This is a genomic window from Sedimentibacter sp. zth1, from assembly GCF_017352195.1.
Taxonomy (GTDB): domain Bacteria; phylum Bacillota; class Clostridia; order Tissierellales; family Sedimentibacteraceae; genus UBA1535.
The window spans coordinates 727,452-749,140 of sequence record NZ_CP071445.1 but is presented as its reverse complement, the minus strand read 5'-3'; the positions used below and the strand labels follow the sequence as shown (position 1 = coordinate 749,140).

Here is a 21,689-nt window from a genome sequence, read left to right as displayed (position 1 = left end):
AGATAGAGATAAAGTTGAAAATATTGGAGATAAAAATGTTAGTTGATTTTAGTAAATATAAAGGAATTTCTAATGCGAATTTAAATAAAATAGAAGTTGTCAAAGAGGACAAGCTGATAAGATTTGTATTTGTATCAAATAATGCAATAAGTTTAGTTGAGATAGACAAAGCTATTGATGAAATAAAAGAACGTTATTCTAATATGGTAAATGTTGAATTTTGTATTAGTTATAATATTGATATAGAAAATGATAAAAATTTTTATGATACGATATTAATAAACGTACAATATTTAATTAGGAAAGTATCACTAATGTGTTATAAATCCTCAAATATATCATTGGAAAATGGAAGTATAATTATTAAAATTTCTAATGAACTGGCATTTGCTAAATTAAAAGAACATTCAATAGACAGAAAAATAAAAGAGTATTTCTTGAAGCTTTACAATACTGAGTTAAATATAAGTATTATGTTAGATAAGAACATAGTTGTAAATAATAATGCTGAAATAATTAATGATGAAATTATGAAATCTCTTTCAGACGGAAATATTTCTAAAAAATCAGCTGACCAACCTAAAGCACAGACATTTACTCAGAAACCGTTCAATAGAGTTAAACAAAATGTTAGAGATGAAAAAAAATTTGGCACTCTAGAATTAAGTGAAATTTCTGAGATAAATGATAATTCTGGAGAAGTTCATATTAAAGGTAAAGTTATAGCATGTGATAGAAGAGAATTGAAAAGTGGAAGTACGTTGTTTATATTCTCAGTTACTGACTTTTTAGATACAATAAATGTGAAGTATTTTTGTAGAAAAAATATGACACCTGAACAAATTGATGAAATGGCAAATTACAAAGCAGTTGAAGTAATAGGTAATGCTGAATTTGATTCCTTTAGTAAAGAATTGGTTGTCATGTCAAGAGCGATTAAAGAATCTGAGTTTAAAGTTGCTAAAAGAATTGACAATGCGGAAGTAAAAAGAGTAGAACTTCATTTGCATACTTGTATGAGTTCTATGGATGGAATTAGTCCATTTGCTGACTATGCTAAGCTAGCAAAATCATGGGGACATAAAGCTCTTGCAATTACAGACCATGGTGTTGTACAAGGATATCCTAATGCCATGGACACAGCTAGTGATGATTTTAAAGTTATTTACGGAATGGAAGGTTACCTTGTAAATGATGGTATATCCATTTCATATAAATGCCAAGATAAAACACTTGATAGTGAGTTAGTAGTTTTTGATATTGAAACTACTGGTTTTAATGCTAGAAAAGACCATATAATTGAAATAGGCGCAGTAAGAATTAAAAATAGACAAATAGTAGATAATTTTAATACTCTTATTAGTACAAACATGAAACTGCCAGATAAAATTATTGAATTAACAAGTATTACAGATGAAATGCTTGTGGGTCAACCAACAATCGAAGATGCACTTAATTCATTTAAAGAGTTTGTGGGAAACGATGCTATATTAGTAGCACACAATGCCAATTTTGATGTTAAATTTATTAAAGAAAAATTCAGAAGTAGATTTAATGAAGTTTATGATATGCCAGTAATTGATACATTAGAGTTGTCTAAAGCATTGGTTAAAGGTATTAGGAATTATAAACTTAATACTCTCACTAAAAAATTTAATATTATTTTAGAAAATCACCATAGAGCAGTCGATGATGCTAAGGCTACAGCATTTTTATTACTAGAGCTATATAAGATTTTAGAAGAAAAAGAAATAACAAGTTTTTCAATACTTGATGACACACTAAAAGATAGCATAGATATGAACAAAAAAATGTCATACCATATTAATATTTTAGTTAAGAACTATGAAGGACTAAAATCATTATATGAACTTGTATCAGATTCACACATAAACCACTTCTATAAAAAACCAAGAATTTTAAAATCTGATTTAAATAAAGTTAGAAAGGGTCTTATAATTGGAACTGCATGTGAAGCAGGTGAATTATATAAAGCTATTTTAGAGGGTGAAAGTGATGAAAAAATAGAAAATATAGCAGAATTCTATGATTTCTTAGAAATTCAGCCGCTTGAAAACAATGCATTTTTAGTTAGAAATGGTAGGGTTAAAGATTTCGAAGAGCTAAAAGATATAAATAGAAAAATTATCGCTTTAGCACGTAAACTTAACAAACTTGTAATAGCAACTGGTGATGTCCACTTTTTAAATAAAGAGGATGAGCTATATAGAAAAATACTTATGACAGGACAAGGCTTTGAAGATGCTGAAGATCAAGCACCATTATATCTAATGACTACAGATGAAATGCTAGAAAGATTTTCATATCTCGGTCAAGATTTAGCTTATGAAGTGGTTGTAACAAATACTAACGTTATAGCAGATAGTATTGAAAATATTTTACCTATACCAAATGGCACATTTCCACCAATCATCGATGGTGCTGATGATGAATTTAGAACAATATGTTTTGAAAGAGCACATAGGATTTATGGGGATGTGTTACCAGAGATAGTTGAGAGCAGACTTAATAGGGAGTTGAATTCAATAATAAGCAATGGATATGCAATCATGTATATCATTGCTGAAAAGCTAGTTAAAAAATCAAATGAAGACGGTTACATTGTAGGTTCAAGAGGTTCCGTTGGTTCGTCATTTGCAGCTACAATGAGTGGAATATCAGAGGTTAATCCACTTGTACCACATTATATATGCGACCATTGTACGTATTCCGAGTTTATAACGGATGGTTCTTATGGTTCTGGAGTGGATATGCCAGACAAGGATTGTCCAAAGTGTGGTAAAAAGCTTAGAAAAGATGGTCATGATATACCATTTGAAGTTTTCTTAGGATTTGAAGGAGATAAAGAACCAGATATTGATTTGAACTTTGCAGGTGAAGAGCAAGGTGTTGCAATGAAATATACAGAAGAGCTATTTGGTGTTGGTAAGGTTTTTAGAGCAGGTACAATAGGCACAATAGCTGATAAAACAGCATACGGGTTTGTTAAAAATTATTTTGAAGATAAGCATATACCTAAAAGAAATGCTGAAATCAACAGAATTATTCAAGGATGTGTAGGTATAAAAAGAACATCTGGTCAGCATCCTGGTGGTGTTATGGTAGTTCCTCGTAATAAGGATATACACGATTTTACTCCTATACAATATCCTGCAAATAATAGTAAATCTGGTTCTATAACAACACATTTTGATTATCATTCTATTTCTGGACGTATATTGAAGCTTGACTTGCTAGGTCATGATACGCCAAGTATTATTAGGATGCTTGAGGACTTTACAGGAATTAATGACAAGGATGTTCCACTAGATGACGCTGAAACGATGTCAATATTTACAAGCCCTAAAGCACTTAATGTTACTAAAAATGATATAAATTGTGAAACTGGAACGCTTGCAATACCAGAGTTTGGTACAGCATTTGTTAGAAAAATGGTATTGGAAACACAACCTAAAACATTTTCTGACTTGCTTCGTATAAGTGGATTGTCACATGGTACAGACGTTTGGGTTGGAAATGCACAGGATTTGATACTAAACAATACCTGTGTAATAAAAGAAGTTATTGCAACAAGAGATGATATTATGACATATCTAATTCATAAAGGTGTTGCAAAGAAGCTCTCCTTTGTAATAATGGAAAGAGTAAGAAAAGGTAGGGGACTTAGAGATTCAGATATTGAAGCTATGAATGAACAAAATGTACCGCAATGGTATATTGATTCATGTCAAAAAATCAAGTATATGTTTCCTAAAGCTCATGCTGTTGCTTATGTTATGATGTCTGTTAAAATCGCATATTTTAAAGTTCATTATCCAGAAGCATTTTATGCATCATATTTCACAATGAAAGCACAGGATTTTAATGCTGAAGTAATTTCAAACGGAGAGGATGCTATAAAGCAAGCAATGAAAGAGATAGAAGATAAAGGTAATGAGAAAACTACAAAAGAAAAAGATATGTATACAGTTTTGGAAGTTGCCAATGAAATGTATAAAAGAGGCTTTAAATGTGAAAAAGTTGATTTGTACAAATCAGATGATAAAAAATTCAAGGTTGTACAAGGTGGGATTTTACCTCCTTTAGTTGGATTACAGGGATTAGGAGAAAATGCTGCTATAAGTATTAAAAATGAAAGAGAAAAAGGAGAATTCATTTCTGTTGAAGACATTGTAAAAAGAGCAAGAGTTACTAAAACAGTTATTGAGGTTCTTGATAAACATGGTTGTTTACAAAATCTAGATAAAACAAATCAAATTTCTATTTTTAATTTTTGATATTTAAAGGATACACTTTTAAAATAAGGTTATCATATATATATACAAATAATTTATATAAAAAGTCATATTTTTATATAAATTGTATATAACTTACTCAAAAATATGAAATTTTTATTATTTTATTTGATTTTTGGTTTATTATATGATATAATCTACAAAAGAAAGTTATGACGTCAAAGAGTGGGTAAATCCCACTCTTTCTAATTATACTAATAAATTAAGTCAAAGGAGGAAATTATGAACAAAAAACTAATTATACAAACTGCTACAGATATCATAAATGAAATAATTAAAGATACTGAATATCAACTAATTGATATAGAGTATGTAAAAGAAGGTCCATTTATGTATCTAAGAATTTATATAGATAAAGATGGCGGTATTAATATAGATGATTGCTCGATGATAAGCAACGCTTTTAATAAAAAAATAGACACAATGGATTTCATTGATGAACAATATTATTTAGAAGTATCTTCTCCAGGTATTGATAGACCTTTTAAAAAGGAATCGGATTTTATCGATAACATAAATAATGAAGTTGAAATAAAACTTTACAAAAATGTTAATGGTACTAAATTTATTATTGGAACACTTTTAGAAAAAGCTGAAGAAACTGTAACAGTACAAGTTGGAAAAGAAAAAGTAATAATTGAACTTAAAAATATTTCTAAAATAAATAAAGCTGTTGAATTTTTTTAATGGAGGTTAAAATGAGCAAAGATATATTAAGAGCATTGGGGGAACTTGAAAAAGAAAAAGGAATTTCTCCTGAAGTAGTAATTGAAGCAATTAGGGCAGCATTAGAATCAGGTTATAAAAAGAATTATAGTAAATCTAATAATTTTTCTATAGAATCTGATGAAGTTACAGGTGATTATAGATTATATGCAGACAAAACTGTAGTTCTTGAGGTTCAGGAACCTCAAGAAGAAATATCATTAGAAGAAGCTAGAAATATAAAAGCTTCATATGAAGTTGGAGATATCGTTAAAATTGAAATTAAACCTAAAAAGGACTTCGGTAGAATTGCTGCACAAACTGCAAGACAAGTTATTCTTCAAAAAATTAGAGAAGCTGAAAGAGAAAATATATTTAATGAATTTGAAGGTAGAGAAAGCGATTTAATTGATGGTATTGTTCAAAGAGTAAATAGAGGTAATATATATATTGACTTAGGTAAAATAGAAGGTGTGATTACTCAAACTGAACAAATACCTGGAGAAAACTTTAATCAAGGTGATAGATTAAAAGCAGTTATACTTGAAGTTAAGAATACTGGAAAAGGTGCTAATATTTTGTTATCAAGAACGCATCCTAATCTTATAAAAAGATTATTTGAGTTAGAAGTTCCTGAAATTCATGATGGTGTATTAGAAATACGCAGTATATCTCGTGAAGCTGGCTCAAGATCAAAAATAGCAATACACTCAAACGATTTAAACGTTGATCCAGTAGGATCTTGTGTAGGTAATAAAGGTGTTAGAGTTAGAACTATTATAGGTGAAATACATGGAGAAAAAATTGATATAGTTGTTTTTGATAAAGATCCATCTATATTTATAGCAAATAGTTTAGGACCTGCAAAAATTTTGAATGTAACAGTTAATGAAGAACAGAAAGCTGCTGTTGCAGTAGTACCGGATAATCAGTTATCTTTAGCAATTGGTAAAGAAGGACAAAACGCAAGACTTGCAGCAAAATTAACTGGATGGAAAATAGATATAATAAGTGAAACACAATCTGTAGAAAGAAACATGAACATAGATGTAACTACTGAAGTAGAAACTGAAGTAGAAACTGAACAAATTCCAGAGGTGGAATAATGAAACAGCGTAAGATACCATTGAGAAAATGTATTGGATGTTCAGAAAGCTTTCCTAAAAAAGAGCTTGTAAGAATCATTAAAACAAAGCTAGAAGATGGCACAGAAACTGTTAAGTTAGATACAACGGGCAAACTTAATGGCAGAGGTGCATATATCTGTAAAAATATGAAATGCTTTGAAAAAGCAGTAAAGTCAAAAAGATTGCCAAGAACTTTAGAAACAGAAATACCTAATGATATTTATGAACAAATCAAATTGGAGATAGCTAAAAATGAATAAATTTTATGGAATGTTAGGTATAGCTAGAAAAGCAGGTAAAGTAATCTTAGGTTATGATACTACGGTTAGTCTTATAAAAAGTAGCAGTAAAAATATTCTGGTCGTAATTGCAAGCGATGCATCTGAGAAAACTAAAAAAAATATAGTATTTGAATGTGAAAGAGTCAATTGCGAATTTCTAGAATATGGTGAGAAGGTTGTTTATGGTAAGATATTAAATAAGAAAGAGGTAAGTGTTTTAGCAGTTACTGATAAAAATATAATACCTTATTTAAAAAACAACACATAAATTTGGAGGTGACTACATGAGAATATATGAGTTAGCAAAAGAGTTGAAAATTAATAGTAAAGAGTTAATAGATATAATAGAGAAAGAATTTAATATTGAAGTAAACTCACATATGAGTTCTATATCAGATTTAGAAACTCTTAGAATTAGAAAAATTATTGATGTACGTAATGGGAACAAAAAAGAAGAAAATGCAAAACCAAAGGTAAAAGAAGCAAAAACAAAAATAAAAGACAAAAAGGAAACATCATCTTTAAAAGCAGACGTATTATCAGAAAAAACATCTGCTATTGACGAGAAAAAAGATATATCTTTAAATGATGTTAAGGTGAAGAAAGTTAATAAGGAAATTACAAATAAAAAAGTAGAAGTAAAAAGTAAAAATACAAGTGCAAAAAATCATCCTAATAATAATAATAATAATAATAAAAACAATAATAATAATAGAAATAATAAAAACAATAAAAGTAACAGAAACAATAAAAACAATAAGAACAATAAAAACAATAATAAAAATTTATCAGAGGCTAATAAACCAAAAGAAAAAGCTCCAGAGCAACCTAAAATCAAACGCATTGAAATGGAAGACGAAATTGTTGTTAGAGATTTAGCTGATAAAATGGGTGTACCTGTAAGCAAAGTTATTTCAAAACTTATAATGCTTGGTTTAATGGTTAACATGAATCAAGAAATTGATTTTGATACAGCAAGCCTTATAGCTACTGATTTTAATGCAGAAGTATATCAAAAAGTTGTAATTGATGAATTACAAGTTATAGAAGAAAAACTAGATCAAGATGTTGAAGATGATCCAAAAGATTTAAAAGAAAGACCACCTATTGTAACAGTTATGGGTCACGTTGACCATGGTAAAACTTCATTACTTGATGCTATCAGAGATACTGTTGAAACATCACATGAAGCAGGTGGTATTACACAGCACATTGGTGCATCAATTGTTGAAATCAATGGTAAAAAAATCACATTCTTGGATACGCCGGGTCACGAAGCATTTACTGCTATGCGTGCAAGAGGTGCAAGTATAACTGATATGGCAATACTTGTTGTTGCAGCTGATGATGGTGTAAAACCACAAACGATTGAGGCTATAAACCATGCTAAAGCAGCAAATATTCCACTTATTGTAGCTGTAAACAAAATGGATAGACCGACTGCTAATATAGATAAAGTTAAGCAAGAATTAACTGAGCAAGGTGTCTTAGCAGAAGATTGGGGTGGAGATACAATTTTTGTTCCAGTTTCTGCAAAGAAAAGAGAAGGTATACAAGAACTTCTTGAAATGATTCTATTGGTATCTGAAATGCAAGAATTAAAAGCTAATCCAAATAGAAATGCAAGAGGAACAATTGTTGAAGCAAAACTTGATAAAGGTAGAGGACCAGTAGCTACTGTTTTAGTTCAAAAGGGTACATTACACAAAGGTGATTTTGTGTTAGTTGGAGCTTCATACGGAAAAGTAAGAGCATTATTCAATAGCGTTGGCAAAAAAATTAACCAAGCTGGACCTTCAATACCTGTTGAAGTGTTAGGATTATCAGAAACTCCACAAGCAGGAGATATACTGATTGCTATGAATTCTGAAAAGGATGCTAAAGTTATTGCCGAAAAGAGGAAAGACAAAGTTAGAACTGATAACATGAATGCAACAGCTAAAGTATCTTTGGACGATTTATATGATAAAATACAAATGGGTGAAGTTAAAGATTTAAATATTATACTAAAAGCAGATGTTCGTGGTTCTATAGAAGCTATAAAACAATCATTAGAAAAATTAAGTATAAAAGAAGTAAAAGTTAAAATTATACACAATGGTGTTGGTGGAATAAATGAAAATGACATAAATCTTGCATCTGCATCAAATGCGATAGTAATAGGCTTTAATGTTAGACCGTCAGTATTTGCTTCTGAATTAGCAAAAAGAGAAAAGGTTGATGTTCGTACTTACAATATTATATACAATGCTATTGAAGACATACAATCAGCTATCAAAGGTATGTTGGATCCTGAATATAAAGAAGTTGTTCAAGGTAGAGCAGAAGTAAGAGCAACATTTAAAGTGCCAAACATAGGTATAATTGCAGGTGTATATATACTTAATGGTAAAGTAACTAGAAAATCTAAAGTAAGATTATTAAGAAATGATATAGTAATCCATGAAGGTGATGTTAGTTCACTAAAAAGATTTAAGGATGATGCATCTGAATTAAATACAAGTTATGAAGGTGGATTAGGTATCGACAAATACAATGATATAAAAATAGGCGATATAATTGAAGCTTATATCATGGAAGAAATAAAAAGATAGAAAGAAGGCTTTAAAATGTCAATAAAAAGAAACAATAGGCTAATGGGTGAAATGAAAAAAATAATCTCTGAAATTATTAGAAGAGATGTTAAAGACCCTAGAATCTCTGAAATGCTAAGTATTACAGATTTGAAAATTACAGAGGATTTAAAAACTGCCAAGGTTTATGTTTCTATCTATGGAGAAAGTGAGCCTACAATTGATGCTTTAAATAGGGCTAAAGGATTTATACGCAGAGAATTAAGCAAAAAAATGAAAATCAGAACAGTACCTGAATTATTCTTTGAAAAAGATTATTCAATTGAAAAAGGAATATACATGAGTAACTTAATAGATAAAGTAATAAACCAGGAGGCTAGTTCGGTTGATGATTCTAGAGAAGACTAAAGTAGAAAAACTTTTCAGTTTGATAGAAAATAGTAGCAGAATTTGCATTGTAGGACATAAATTTCCGGATGGTGATTGTATAGGGTCAGTTATGGCCCTATATGAATTTATTAATTCTAATTACAATAAAAATTTGTCTGTTGGATTTGATGGCAAAATTCCATTTAATTTGGTTGACTATGTTAAGCAGATTAGCATACTGGATGATTTTGAAAATGAACAATTTGATTTAACAATTGTATTGGATTGTGGAGATTTAGATAGACTAGGAAAATATAAATGTATAATTAATAATTCTAAACATACATTTTGTATTGACCATCATAAGACTAATACTATGTTTGCAGATATAAATATTATTGATACTAAAATAAGTTCAACAGGTGAGCTATTATATCATATATTTGAAGCTGCAAATAAATCAGTTAATTTAAAAATGGCAGAATATATTTATATCGCTATCATAACTGATACAGGTAAATTTGCATATTCATCTACAAGTAGTCAGACTCATCAAGTTGCTTCAGAACTTATAGAAATAGGAATAGATATCTCTAAAATAGATAACATAATATATAACTCTAAGCCATTCAATATTGTCAATGCATATGTTGAGTGTATTTCTAATATATCTTTTTATTATAATAATAAGCTCGGCATAGCCAAAATTACTAATGAAATAGTAAAAAGAAATAATATAGATATAAATGATTTAGAGGGAATAGTTGAGTTTATTCGTGAAGTTAAAGAAACAGAAATATCATGTGTATTAAAGCAAACTAGTGAAAATATTACTAAAGTTAGCTTGCGTTCAAAAAATAATATAGATGTTTCTTATATCTCAAAGAAATTTAATGGTGGCGGTCATGAAAGAGCTGCTGGATTTTCTATGAATAACTCTATAGAAGAAACTGAAAAAATGATTGTAAAAGAATTTATAGATTATTTAGGTGAATAATGAACGGAGTATTGAACATACTAAAACCTACGGGTATGAGCTCACACGATGTTGTGGGATTTATTAGAAAAACCCTTAGTATAAAAAAAGTTGGTCATGCTGGGACACTTGATCCAAATGTGGCAGGCGTTTTGCCGATATGTGTTGGAAAAGCGACAAAATTTAGTGATTATTTAATTAACGGTGATAAAGAATATATTTGTGAGATAGTATTGGGAAAAAGCACTGATACTCAGGATATGTATGGAAAAATTATAGATGAATGTAATAGTATTATTTTAGATGAAATAGATGACGAAGCTATAATAAATGCAATAAACTTATTTAAAGGTAATATTAAACAAGTACCTCCTGCTTTTTCTGCTGTCAAATACAAAGGTAAAAAGCTCTATGAATATGCTAGACAGGATATAATCATTGAAAAAGAAGCAAGAGATGTAACAATTAAAGATTTACAAATTTTAAAAATTGATAAACCTAGAATATTAATTAGAGTAAATTGTAGTAAAGGCACTTATATGCGTACACTATGCCACGATATAGGGTTAAAACTTGGTACATTTGCTCATATGGGTATATTGATAAGAACACAAGCTAAGGGACTTAAAATTGAAGATTCTATCACATTGGATGAAATAAGATATTATAAAGAAATCAATGAGCTACATAAATGTTTTATATCAGTAGACGATATTGTACCTATGAAAAAGGTTTTTGTTGATGATGAACATTATGAAAAACTTGTAGTGGGCAACGAGATAAATTTATCTTTAGATGAAACATATATTGAAAATTTTTATGTGTATTGTAAAAACATCCTTGTTGGTATTGGACATAGAGTAAATAATGAGCAAATTAAAATTAATAAATTGCTTATAAATAGGTGATATGCAAATGACTAATAAAAATTATTCTTGTATAGCTATAGGAAATTTTGACGGTATTCATAAAGGACATGATATTTTAATTAATACTATGATAGATATAAGTCATAAAAATAATTTTAACAGTATTATTTTAACATTTAAATATTCTGATATGTCAATGAAAAAGAATTCTACAAATTTAAAATACATTACAAGCTTTGAAAATAAAATAAATATGTTGAAAAGTTATAATACTACTGATGTTTGTGTACTAGAACTTAATGAAGAAGTTTCTAAATATTCACCTGAAAAGTTTATAACTGAAATATTGATTAAAAGATATAATATAAAGCATGTTGTAGTAGGCTATAATTTTAGATTTGGTTATATGGCTAAAGGAGATACACAGACTTTAATCCATTTTGCAAATAAATATGATTATAAAGTTAGTATTGTCGAAAAAGTGAAATATAATAATTCGGAAATTAGCAGTACAATGATAAGGAAATATATACAAGAAGGTAATATAAATAAAGCAAATAATTTGCTAAAAAATAAATATACTTTGTATTCAAATGATTTTGATTATACAAATAATGTAAATTGTATAGTTTGTAAGAATAGTGAGATAATAATTCCATTGGACGGTGATTATCCTGTGATGATGGGGGATAGAGTAAGCACTGTAAATATTCGTACAGAAAATGGAAATAGAATATTATGCTTTAGTACACAGCTAGAGCAAAAAGAAAATATTATTTTTTTGAATAAATAATATTTACAAAAGCAACTCATTATGTTAAAATATATTGAGTTTCCTTAATCTATGTTTTACGAAACCTCAACGTATTACATGGATTATAGGTGAAAAAATAAAATATTTGGAGGATTACAAAATGTCAAAAGGTGCAATAACAAAAGAACAAAAAACAGCAATAATTGAAGAGTACAGATTAAATGAGAAGGACACAGGATCTCCTGAGGTTCAAATAGCAATATTAACTCACAGAATTAATAATTTAACTGAACACTTAAAAAGCAACAAAAAAGATCACCACTCAAGAAGAGGTCTTTTAATGATGGTTGGTCAAAGAAGAGGATTCTTAAACTATTTAAAAAATAATGAAATCGAAAGATACAGAAGCATTATAGCTAGACTTGGATTAAGAAGATAAAACTTTAGGAGCGGGGAGGTAATTCCCGCTCTGTTGTTTATTCGATATAAATATTATGTAAAAAATTTAATATACTCTAAAAATATAGGAGGAGTAAATGGAAAGAATTTTTAAATACATAATTGATGGTAAGGAGCTAAAAGTAACTATAGGTAAAATTGCAGAGTTAACTAGAGGTTCATGTATAGTTCAATATGGAGATACTGTAATAATGGCAAATGTCGCAGGCTCTAGTGAACCAAGAGAAGGTGTTGACTTTTTCCCACTTAGTGTTGATTATGAAGAAAAACTTTATGCCGCTGGAAAAATTCCAGGTGGTTTTATAAAAAGAGAAGGAAGACCTACTGAAAAAGCTATTTTAACTTCACGTTTAATTGATAGGCCTATAAGACCTTTATTTCCAAAAGGATATAGAAGTAATGTTCAAGTAGTTGTAACTGTATTATCTATGGATACTGATTATTCACCGGAAATTTGTGGTATGATTGGTTCATCAATATCATTGTCTATTTCTGATTTACCGTTTGCTGGACCAACAGGTGCGGTTGCAGTAGGACTTATAGACGACAAATTCATCATAAACCCAAATTGCGAACAAAGAGAAAAATCAAAATTACACTTAACAGTAGCTGGAACTAAAGAAGCAATAATGATGGTTGAAGCTGGAGCAGATGAAGTTTCAGAACAAACTATGCTAGAAGCAATATTATTTGCACATGAAGAAATCAAAAAAATATGTGTGTTTATTGAAGAAATACAAAAAGAAGTAGGAAAGCCAAAAACTGAATATTATGAATTTAAAGCTGATCCTAGTATACAAGAAGAAATTGTAGAGTATTCTAGATCCAAAATAAATGATGCTATAATTGAGCCAGATAAATTAACTAGACAAGAAAAAATAGATAATCTAAAAGCTGAAATTATGGAAGTTTTTTCTGAAAAGTATCCTGAAAATGTTGCTGATATTGACGATGCAACATACAAGATTATAAAAGAAAAAGTAAGGGAAAATATTGTTGAAAGAGGAATTAGACCTGATAATAGAAAAATAGATGAAATAAGACAAATTACTTGTGAAGTTGGATTATTACCTAGACCACATGGTTCAGGACTATTTACAAGAGGTCAAACTCAAGTTATGAATATAACGACATTAGGACCAATAAGTGATGTGCAAATTCTTGATGGTTTATCAGAAGAAGAATCAAAAAGATATATGCATCACTACAATTTCCCATCATACAGTGTTGGAGAAGCTAGACCTTCAAGAGGACCTGGAAGAAGAGAAATTGGTCATGGTGCATTAGCAGAAAGAGCTTTATTGCCTGTAATTCCATCGAAAGATGAATTTCCTTATGCTATAAGACTTGTATCAGAAGTATTAAGTTCAAACGGTTCAACATCTCAAGCGAGTGTTTGTGGTTCTACATTATCACTTATGGATGCTGGAGTTCCAATAAAAGCACCAGTTGCTGGTATCGCAATGGGACTTATGAAGGTAGAAGATAAGGTTGCAGTATTATCTGATATTCAAGGTATGGAAGACTTTTTAGGAGACATGGATTTCAAAGTTGCAGGAACAAGCAAAGGTATAACTGCTATACAAATGGATATTAAAATTCATGGTATAAACAAAGAAATACTTGAACATGCACTAGAAAGAGCAAGAATAGGAAGACTATTCATACTTGATAAAATGTTAGCTTGTATACCAGAGCCAAGAGAAGAATTATCTAAGTATGCACCAAAGATAATAATTATGAAGGTTAAACCTGATAAAATTAGAGATATTATTGGTGCAGGTGGAAAAGTTATCAATAAAATAATTGAAGAAACTGGCGTAAAAATTGATATTCAAGACGATGGAACAGTATTTATTGCAGCTGAAAATCCAGAAAGCGGAAATAAAGCTAAGAAGATAATTGAAAAAATCGTTAAAGAAATAGAAGTTGGAGAAGTTTACTTAGGTAAAGTTGTTAGAATAACTACATTTGGAGCTTTTATTGAATTAGAAGAAGGAAAAGATGGATTATTACACATCTCTAAAATATCTGATAAGAGAATTAAAAAAGTAGAAGATGTATTGTCAATTGGTGATAAAATACTTGTAAAAGTAACTGAAATTGATGCACAAGGTAGAATTAATTTATCAAGAAAAGATGCTTTACCAAAAAGTAAAGATAAAGAAAGTACTAAAGAATAACAATCATAAATAGCCCCTTATTGTAATAAATATTACAAAGGGGGATTATTATGAATTTTAAAAATAATATATTCTTTATAAGACGTATAATTATAATAGTTTTTTTGACTATTATAGTTTTACTTCTAATTATGTTAAGATGTTCAAACAGTTATATTTAAATTGTTTATTACTAAATATTAAAGGCAAAATTAATATCATTCGCATGTTTTCTAATACTTAGCTTTGATATTAATTTTTTTATTTGATGAGAACAAACTAGGAGGCAACATGATAAAAAAGCACACCTTAAAAAATGGGCTAAGAATAATGACGGAAAAATTAGACTATGTAAAATCTGTATCATTTGGCATATGGTTAAAAGTGGGTTCAGTAAATGAAATTGATGATACTAATGGTATGTCGCATTTTATTGAACATATGCTATTTAAAGGGACAGAAAATAGAACTGCTAATCAAATTGCAGAAGAAACTGATAATATAGGTGGCCAATTAAATGCATTTACTAGTAAAGATTGTACATGCTTTTATATAAAAGTGCTAGATGAAAATTTAAATGAAGCAGTTGATATATTATCAGATATGTTCTTTAATTCTAAATTTGAGCAAAAAGAAATAGATAAAGAAATATCAGTTGTTATTGAAGAAATTAAAATGTATGAAGATTCTCCTGAAGATGTAGTGCATGATAAGATTTCTGAAATCATATTTAAGGACAGCCCTTTATCTAATCCAATATTAGGTACTGCTAAAAACCTAAAAACGTATACAAAAGAAAGAGTTTTAGAATATAAAAGCAAACAGTATACTCCTGAACAAACTGTTATATCAGTAGCAGGAAGTTTTGATGAAGAAAAGCTTATCAAAATGTTAGAAGAAAAATTTTGTTCGTGGGAAAACAATAACATTGAAGACATAAAGTTGGATTGTCCTTACACTAGACAGATTATTGGAGTTAATAAAGATTTAGAACAATTGCATATCTGTTTAGCTAATAAAACAATCGGAAGACATGATGATTTATATTACCCACTTATAGTTATGAATAATATAATTGGTGGTACTATGAGCTCAAAATTGTTTCAAGAAATAAGGGAGAAGAGAGGATTAGTTTATTCAATATATTCTTTTACCTCAAACTATTCTGAAACAGGATTATTTGGTATTTATGCAGGGCTTGCATATGATAAGCTTGAAGAAACTGTTAAGACAATTCTTGATATAATGGAGAAAATGAAAAATTCAGGAATATTATTAACTGAATTTAATAGAGCTAAACAACAAATTAAAAGTGACTACATACTTGCACTTGAAAGTACTTCAAGCAGAATGTCATCAGTTGGCAGAAGACAATTATTATATGATACAATTTCAACACCTGACGAAATAGTTAATAAAATAAATAGTGTAAAGATAGAAGATATAATAAAAGTATGCAATATGATATTCGACAAGAAAAATATTTCAGTAGTATACACAGGAAATTTAAAGAAAAATAGAAATTTACAGTCCATATTTGAAAATCTTTTAAACTAGAGTTGTATTTATAAATATAATGAAATAAACATTAGGAGGATATATTTTGAAAAACATAAAAATAAGATATTTGAACGATGAAATAATGAGATTAAATTATATTGATGGAAAATCTGATTGGATAGATTTAAGGTCAGCAGAAAGAGTTGAGTTAAAAGCTGGTGAGTTTAAATTAGTTCATTTAGGTGTAGCAATGCAGCTTCCGGATGGGTATGAGGCACATATTGTTCCAAGAAGCAGTACATACAAAAATTTTGGAATTATACAAACAAATCATTGTGGAATAGTAGATAATTCGTACTGTGGTTCTGAAGACTGGTGGTATATGCCATCATATGCACTTCGTGATACTGTTATTGAAAAGAATGATAGAATTTGTCAATTTAGAATTGTAGAAAATCAACCAAAGATACAATTTATTGAGGCTGAAGAATTGTCGAATAAAAATCGTGGTGGATTAGGAAGCACAGGTATAAAATAATGAAATAATAACCCTTTATCACAGTTTTACTGATAAAGGGTTTATATGTATAGCTACAAAAGCATATCAAATATTTCCTCCATAGAAATGGAGAAATCTACTAAAACATCTGATTTAATATTAATACTATTAAAATAGTTTATCATTGTTTCATTTTGTAAATTAACTATATAAATAGATTTATTTTTAGGATTAAGAATCCAGTATTCTTTTACACCAAAATTTTTAAAATTGTTGATTTTGTCCTCAGTTTCTAAAACTGTTTTGTCAGTATTAAGCATTTCAATTATTATTATTGGAATAGCTTTAAGTCTATTTGTATTTAAATCATAAAGATTTTTAACCACACAAATGTCTGCGAAGAATACGTTATTATTAATTTCAACTTCAATATCACTAAAAACTCTGTAAGGCTTTCCTTTAAGGTAGAAACTTATTTCACTAGACAAATTCATCAATATACTTTTATCTATCAAATTAGTTTTAGATGACATACATACTATACCATCTATCAATTCATAATTAAATGACTTATCCTCACGTATTTCATCAAATTCCTGAATACTAACCTCAGCATCACTAAAGGCATGCATAATATCCCTCCTATAATATTCTTATTCCCCATAATTCATGTAAAATTTTACAAAAATACTTGTTTAATATTATCTTATAGGGTATAATATGTTAATTTTATTGTGAGGTGCAATATGTTTGAAAGAATTGCTCCGAAAATTTGTCTTAAAAACAAAAATTATAATAGCAAAGGATGATGAAAATGATAAAGTATCCGGATTATGACGATAGTATTTTAAGCTTATCAAATTCTATTTTAAAACACTACAATTTAGAATATCATCACAAAACAATTAAAGAAATAGATGATTTGCTTCTGAAAAACTATGATAATGTAATTTTAATGATTTTTGATGGAATGGGTAGCTATAATATAAATAAGATGCTTGATAAAGACAGTTTTTTGATTAAGCATAAAGTAAAAAATATTTCATCTGTATTTCCTCCAACTACTACTGCTGCAACAACAACACTGTATAGTGGATTGTCGCCAAAAGAACATGGGTGGCTTGGATGGAGCCTTCATTTTGATGAAATTAATGACAATATTAATATATTCGTTAATACAAACGATGATAATGTAGAATTTAAACATTTTAATGTTGCAAACAAAATAATTCCATATGAAAGCATAGTTAATAGGATAAATAATAGAGGTACTGCAAATGCATTTTCTGTTTCACAGTTTGGAACTAACATAATTGACAGTTTTGATGAATTGTTTGAAGAGATAGAGAATATAGGCAGCACAAGTCAAAATAATTATATATATACCTACTGGAACGAGCCAGATTCAAGTATGCATGAGCTTGGAACAGATAATGATGATGTTAAAGTATGGTTTATAAGAATAAATAAGTCGGTAGAGAAGCTAAGTAATAAGTTGAAAAATACATTAATAATTGTCACAGCGGACCATGGACATATTGATATTAAAGGTAAATGTATTTTAGACTATCCAAAACTATTAAAAACATTAAAATTTCTACCATCGGTTGAATCAAGAGCAATATCTTTTTTTATAAAAGAAGGAATGCATAATCAATTTGAAGAAGAATTTAATAAAAATTTTAAAAATGATTTTTTACTTCTGAAGCATCAAAAGGTAATGGATATGAAATTATTTGGAGAAGGTTCTGCACATAGAAAAACTGAAGATTTTATTGGTGATTATTTAGCTATTGCAATTAATAATATTACATTATTTAATTCATATCAAGAAACTAATCATTTTAAAGGTGCACATGCAGGATTAACAGAAGAAGAGATGATGGTTCCACTGATTGCTATTGAATGCAAATAAATTAAAAGCAGGTGATTTAAATGGAAATAGAAAAAATAAGAGAAATGAAAAATGAGACTGAGAGAGTAAATGCTGTTTATAATTGGTTTAATGAGGATAGTAGACTAAACTGGTGTAAAGCAGCAAGAATAGAGTTTATTACTACTACAAGCTATATTGATAAATATTTAAAATATGGTGATAGAATTTTGGATATCGGTGCTGGTGCAGGTGAATATAGCCTGCATTATGCAGCTAAAGGTTATGATGTAACATCTGTTGAGCTTGCGGATGCAAATATAGAAGCATTTAAAAAGAAGATTACTCCTAATCTTAAAGTAGACTTAAGACAAGGTAATGCAATAGATTTATCAGTATTTGATGATAATACTTTTGACATAGTACTTTTATTTGGTCCTTTATACCATTTAGAAAAAGAATGCGATAGACAAAAATGCATAAAAGAGGCAATGAGAGTTTGTAAAAAAGATGGAACAATTTTTGTAGCTTTTATAAATCATGATATGATTTTTTTAACAGAGTTTTATAGGTGTAATACTTATTTTAAAGAACATAATTATAACCATAAAACAATGAAATTAGATAACTTCCCGTTTATATTTTTTACAGTTGACGAATCTAAGTGTATGTTAAATAAAGCCAGTATGCATATAGAAAAAATTATAGCTTCTGATGGTGCTAGCGAACTGCTTACTGATAAAATAAATGAGATGGATGAGGAAAGCTATAATCAATATATCAAATATCATTTGTATATATGTGAAAAGCCTGAATTTCTTGGTATGAGTAATCATTTGTTATACATATGTAAAAAGTAAAGAAAGTAAAGTGCTAAACTAAATTCTAGTTTGGTAAGTAGATATTGAATATTGCATAGAATATGCATAAAAATATATCGCTTGTATATTGAGTTAATATCTAATTTAACTTAGCATCAAGTGTATATGTTATAAGTCTAAACTAAAACATCTATTATAGTGCATTGCAAAAATCTGCAAAATATAAATTTACTGTAGAAATAATAAAGTGGGGTGTTTACTAGACATTACCAAATAATAGGAGTGAGCTTTTCTATGAGAAAAGGATTTTGCTTAATTTTAATAGTAGGTTGCATGTTTCTATGTGGTGGTTGCGATAGTGACCACCATCATAGTCCTAATAATTATACGGATTTAAAAGGTGGTTTAGAGATTACAGAAGTATATGCACCTGGTGGCTATTGTCTTTTGAGAAATGATATCCCTGTAAAATTATTTCAGCCTACTTTAAAAATTTATTTTAACAAGCCCTTAGTTGATGACGATTATATACTTGGAAATATAAATTCAGGTATCTTTTTAGCTATAACAAAAGAACCAGATTCAAGTGAGCATAGATATTTTTATTATAAAATACAGGATAATTATATTGAAATATATGCTACAGAGCAATATTATAATTATGGTATTAATGCGTTTTATCTTCCAAAGGAACTAAAAGCTAAGGACGGTAGTTCTTTGAACGAGTCTCAGATGTTGTTTTTTACATTGGGATATTCAGACACTAATGTATCATTAAATGTTAATTCTTTCATTTCAAGGGAATCAAAAAGTTTAATTTTATCCAAAAATAAAGATGATGGTAAAAAATATGCAGTAATTAATTACAATTGTGATTTAAAATTAGCGAATAATAGTAGCAGTGTATCTCCAAATATTTTTAATCTTGTACAAGGTGATAATGTAGAGATAATAAATGAATTAGATTCAGAATACGAGGTAAAAATATACTTTAATAGAGAAGAATTAGATAGCATGAAAGGAATATTTGAGAATTATAGAGAACAATTTAAAGAAGAATCAAATCATACCATTTCTTTAAGCGGAAGTACTCTAAAGGATTGTTTATTTATTTTACCTGAACCTATAAATAAAGGGATAAGTTATGATATACGTATGTCATGTGGACATGATACAGCTGACCCTGCATTATTCATTCTAAATCCGTACGGAAAATATAATTCAATTTTTTTAGAATTTCCTATAAAAGTGTTAAATAGCAATGATTTATTGATTTTAGAGAGTTTAACTTTGTTAGATACAGATTCATACGAAAAAGGGTCATCCTATTTGTGTGCACCTTATAACTATAATAACGAGCAATGTACTATAAATGATAGAGAATCTCATATGCCAGAGGTATGTTGGTCGGAACAAATATTAAATCATTTTCTAGAGGCTTATCAGTTATATCTAGATTATTATAAAAAGTGCTATAATAATAGTATAATTGATCCATCATTAAATTCTTTTAGGGATGAATTAATTAATGAATTATACTACTATCATTTATTTGAAGTAGAATGGAAAAAATGGGGCTTTGCCACTAAAGATAATAATTTCAGGGATGGTTTTGAAGTTTATCTTGAAGCTATCAATAAGGAGCTAAAAAAGTGTAATCCTTTAAGCATAGAGTTAATAAGCTTTTCTTATGATACCTACTATAATGATATGCAAAAACTAATTAATCGATTTAATAGTTCACATGTTTCTACTTCTGAACTTTTTAAGCAGGCTTCTAATCGTTATGGTAAAATATTTATCCAAGCAAAGGTAATAGAAAAGAAGTCAGTTGACATTTTCGTTATAAAGGATACTAATAGTGAATTGGAATATACAATAAAAATTGATGATGATGTTGCATTAAGTAATACAAACATAAATGTTGATGACAAAGTAACTTGTTTGTTGCTTTATAATTTTGATGACAACTTATATCATGTATGTAGTGATATTACTAAAGATTCCGATGATGTATACACTACATCAGATCCACCTGTTGAGGATAATATCAGTGATGCGAATGAAGATGAACAAATCATAGTTGACTATGGTGAAGTTATTGATATCTCAGAAGATTACATAATTACTATCAAAAACGATGAAGGTAATGTATTAAACATAAAAATTATAGATAATGCAAAATCTTTACGCAATGTTGATATTGGTGATAGGGTACTTTTTTCTTATCAATATGATGAAAATGGAAATCCATATACGTTAGGTGCAGATGTAGAAGCATGTAGGTAGGTGAAATTGCACACACCTGAACAGTTTTGCACACCCTTAAGTCAGTAGGGGTGCGCATTGTATTATTCGTAGCGTTTGTTTTCAAAAGTGTATTCCAACTTTGATACAATTAAGTA

Annotated in this window: 18 protein-coding genes; 17 read left to right on the top strand and 1 reads right to left on the bottom strand. The window is 28.8% G+C overall.

The window, feature by feature from the left end; all coding sequences use genetic code 11:
- Window positions 1-35: 35 nt before the first annotated feature.
- The 14 genes from JYG23_RS03585 to JYG23_RS03520 all read left to right on the top strand — a co-directional run bounded on the left by JYG23_RS03585 (window position 36) and on the right by JYG23_RS03520 (window position 16,629).
- The gene (locus JYG23_RS03585) at window positions 36-4,298 is read left to right on the top strand and encodes a PolC-type DNA polymerase III (RefSeq protein WP_207237142.1); all 4,263 of its coding nucleotides are present in this window, start codon (window positions 36-38) and stop codon (window positions 4,296-4,298) included.
- A 240-nt stretch (window positions 4,299-4,538) separates the two neighbouring features.
- Window positions 4,539-5,003 carry a ribosome maturation factor RimP gene (gene rimP, locus JYG23_RS03580; RefSeq protein WP_207237141.1) on the top strand — a complete coding sequence of 155 codons (465 nt, stop codon included), beginning with the start codon at window positions 4,539-4,541 and terminating at the stop codon, window positions 5,001-5,003.
- A gap of 11 nt (window positions 5,004-5,014) precedes the next feature.
- Complete coding sequence (gene nusA, locus JYG23_RS03575) at window positions 5,015-6,127, top strand: transcription termination factor NusA (RefSeq protein WP_207237139.1); 1,113 nt, start codon at window positions 5,015-5,017, stop codon at window positions 6,125-6,127.
- Window positions 6,127-6,408: an RNase P modulator RnpM gene (gene rnpM, locus JYG23_RS03570; RefSeq protein WP_207237138.1), complete on the top strand. Its 282-nt coding sequence runs from the start codon at window positions 6,127-6,129 to the stop codon at window positions 6,406-6,408. Before nusA ends, rnpM begins: the two co-directional genes overlap by 1 nt.
- Window positions 6,401-6,697, top strand: coding sequence for a ribosomal L7Ae/L30e/S12e/Gadd45 family protein (locus JYG23_RS03565; protein WP_207237136.1), 297 nt, complete (start codon window positions 6,401-6,403; stop codon window positions 6,695-6,697). Before rnpM ends, JYG23_RS03565 begins: the two co-directional genes overlap by 8 nt.
- 16 nt (window positions 6,698-6,713) lie before the next feature.
- Window positions 6,714-9,023, top strand: coding sequence for a translation initiation factor IF-2 (gene infB, locus JYG23_RS03560; protein ID WP_207237134.1), 2,310 nt, complete (start codon window positions 6,714-6,716; stop codon window positions 9,021-9,023).
- A 15-nt stretch (window positions 9,024-9,038) separates the two neighbouring features.
- Window positions 9,039-9,410, top strand: coding sequence for a 30S ribosome-binding factor RbfA (gene rbfA, locus JYG23_RS03555; RefSeq protein WP_207237132.1), 372 nt, complete (start codon window positions 9,039-9,041; stop codon window positions 9,408-9,410).
- Window positions 9,391-10,368 (top strand): bifunctional oligoribonuclease/PAP phosphatase NrnA, encoded by a 978-nt coding sequence (locus tag JYG23_RS03550; RefSeq protein WP_207237130.1) that lies wholly within the window; start codon window positions 9,391-9,393, stop codon window positions 10,366-10,368. The genes rbfA and JYG23_RS03550 overlap by 20 nt, the downstream gene beginning before the upstream one ends.
- On the top strand, window positions 10,368-11,255 hold the full coding sequence (gene truB, locus JYG23_RS03545) for a tRNA pseudouridine(55) synthase TruB (RefSeq protein ID WP_207237129.1): 888 nt from the start codon (window positions 10,368-10,370) through the stop codon (window positions 11,253-11,255). Before JYG23_RS03550 ends, truB begins: the two co-directional genes overlap by 1 nt.
- Window positions 11,256-11,262: 7 nt before the next feature.
- Window positions 11,263-12,009 (top strand): FAD synthetase family protein, encoded by a 747-nt coding sequence (locus JYG23_RS03540; RefSeq protein WP_207237127.1) that lies wholly within the window; start codon window positions 11,263-11,265, stop codon window positions 12,007-12,009.
- A gap of 121 nt (window positions 12,010-12,130) precedes the next feature.
- Complete coding sequence (rpsO, locus tag JYG23_RS03535) at window positions 12,131-12,409, top strand: 30S ribosomal protein S15 (protein ID WP_207237126.1); 279 nt, start codon at window positions 12,131-12,133, stop codon at window positions 12,407-12,409.
- Between the two features lie 97 nt (window positions 12,410-12,506).
- Complete coding sequence (locus JYG23_RS03530; protein WP_207237124.1) at window positions 12,507-14,612, top strand: polyribonucleotide nucleotidyltransferase; 2,106 nt, start codon at window positions 12,507-12,509, stop codon at window positions 14,610-14,612.
- Window positions 14,613-14,882: 270 nt separating this feature from the next.
- Window positions 14,883-16,148: a pitrilysin family protein gene (locus JYG23_RS03525; RefSeq protein ID WP_207237122.1), complete on the top strand. Its 1,266-nt coding sequence runs from the start codon at window positions 14,883-14,885 to the stop codon at window positions 16,146-16,148.
- A gap of 46 nt (window positions 16,149-16,194) precedes the next feature.
- The gene (locus JYG23_RS03520) at window positions 16,195-16,629 is read left to right on the top strand and encodes a dUTP diphosphatase (protein WP_305848858.1); all 435 of its coding nucleotides are present in this window, start codon (window positions 16,195-16,197) and stop codon (window positions 16,627-16,629) included.
- Between the two features lie 53 nt (window positions 16,630-16,682).
- Here JYG23_RS03520 and JYG23_RS03515 read toward each other — a convergent pair whose 3' ends face one another.
- A complete protein-coding gene (locus JYG23_RS03515; RefSeq protein WP_207237120.1) occupies window positions 16,683-17,222 on the bottom strand; it encodes a Uma2 family endonuclease in 540 nt (179 codons plus the stop codon).
- A 182-nt stretch (window positions 17,223-17,404) separates the two neighbouring features.
- Between JYG23_RS03515 and JYG23_RS03510 the strand changes: the two genes are divergently transcribed.
- From JYG23_RS03510 to JYG23_RS03500, 3 genes are all read left to right on the top strand, one after another.
- Window positions 17,405-18,505 (top strand): alkaline phosphatase family protein, encoded by a 1,101-nt coding sequence (locus JYG23_RS03510; protein WP_207237119.1) that lies wholly within the window; start codon window positions 17,405-17,407, stop codon window positions 18,503-18,505.
- A gap of 20 nt (window positions 18,506-18,525) precedes the next feature.
- On the top strand, window positions 18,526-19,323 hold the full coding sequence (locus tag JYG23_RS03505; protein WP_207237117.1) for a bifunctional 2-polyprenyl-6-hydroxyphenol methylase/3-demethylubiquinol 3-O-methyltransferase UbiG: 798 nt from the start codon (window positions 18,526-18,528) through the stop codon (window positions 19,321-19,323).
- Between the two features lie 255 nt (window positions 19,324-19,578).
- Entirely contained in the window at window positions 19,579-21,573 is a 1,995-nt protein-coding gene (locus JYG23_RS03500) for a hypothetical protein (RefSeq protein ID WP_207237116.1), read from the top strand.
- The last annotated feature ends 116 nt before the right edge of the window (window positions 21,574-21,689 follow it).

Bases quoted from the DNA above. Each gene is read 5' to 3' on its own strand.
- truB (WP_207237129.1), top strand. From the start codon at position 10,368: ATGAACGGAGTATTGAACATACTAAAACCTACGGGTATGAGCTCACAC.
- JYG23_RS03505 (WP_207237117.1), top strand. From the start codon at position 18,526: ATGGAAATAGAAAAAATAAGAGAAATGAAAAATGAGACTGAGAGAGTA.
- JYG23_RS03500 (WP_207237116.1), top strand. From the start codon at position 19,579: ATGAGAAAAGGATTTTGCTTAATTTTAATAGTAGGTTGCATGTTTCTA.
- rnpM (WP_207237138.1), top strand. From the start codon at position 6,127: ATGAAACAGCGTAAGATACCATTGAGAAAATGTATTGGATGTTCAGAA.
- JYG23_RS03530 (WP_207237124.1), top strand. From the start codon at position 12,507: ATGGAAAGAATTTTTAAATACATAATTGATGGTAAGGAGCTAAAAGTA.
- rimP (WP_207237141.1), top strand. From the start codon at position 4,539: ATGAACAAAAAACTAATTATACAAACTGCTACAGATATCATAAATGAA.
- JYG23_RS03515 (WP_207237120.1), bottom strand. From the start codon at position 17,222: ATGCATGCCTTTAGTGATGCTGAGGTTAGTATTCAGGAATTTGATGAA.
- JYG23_RS03585 (WP_207237142.1), top strand. From the start codon at position 36: ATGTTAGTTGATTTTAGTAAATATAAAGGAATTTCTAATGCGAATTTA.
- rpsO (WP_207237126.1), top strand. From the start codon at position 12,131: ATGTCAAAAGGTGCAATAACAAAAGAACAAAAAACAGCAATAATTGAA.
- JYG23_RS03525 (WP_207237122.1), top strand. From the start codon at position 14,883: ATGATAAAAAAGCACACCTTAAAAAATGGGCTAAGAATAATGACGGAA.
- rbfA (WP_207237132.1), top strand. From the start codon at position 9,039: ATGTCAATAAAAAGAAACAATAGGCTAATGGGTGAAATGAAAAAAATA.
- JYG23_RS03565 (WP_207237136.1), top strand. From the start codon at position 6,401: ATGAATAAATTTTATGGAATGTTAGGTATAGCTAGAAAAGCAGGTAAA.
- infB (WP_207237134.1), top strand. From the start codon at position 6,714: ATGAGAATATATGAGTTAGCAAAAGAGTTGAAAATTAATAGTAAAGAG.
- JYG23_RS03540 (WP_207237127.1), top strand. From the start codon at position 11,263: ATGACTAATAAAAATTATTCTTGTATAGCTATAGGAAATTTTGACGGT.
- JYG23_RS03510 (WP_207237119.1), top strand. From the start codon at position 17,405: ATGATAAAGTATCCGGATTATGACGATAGTATTTTAAGCTTATCAAAT.
- JYG23_RS03550 (WP_207237130.1), top strand. From the start codon at position 9,391: ATGATTCTAGAGAAGACTAAAGTAGAAAAACTTTTCAGTTTGATAGAA.
- nusA (WP_207237139.1), top strand. From the start codon at position 5,015: ATGAGCAAAGATATATTAAGAGCATTGGGGGAACTTGAAAAAGAAAAA.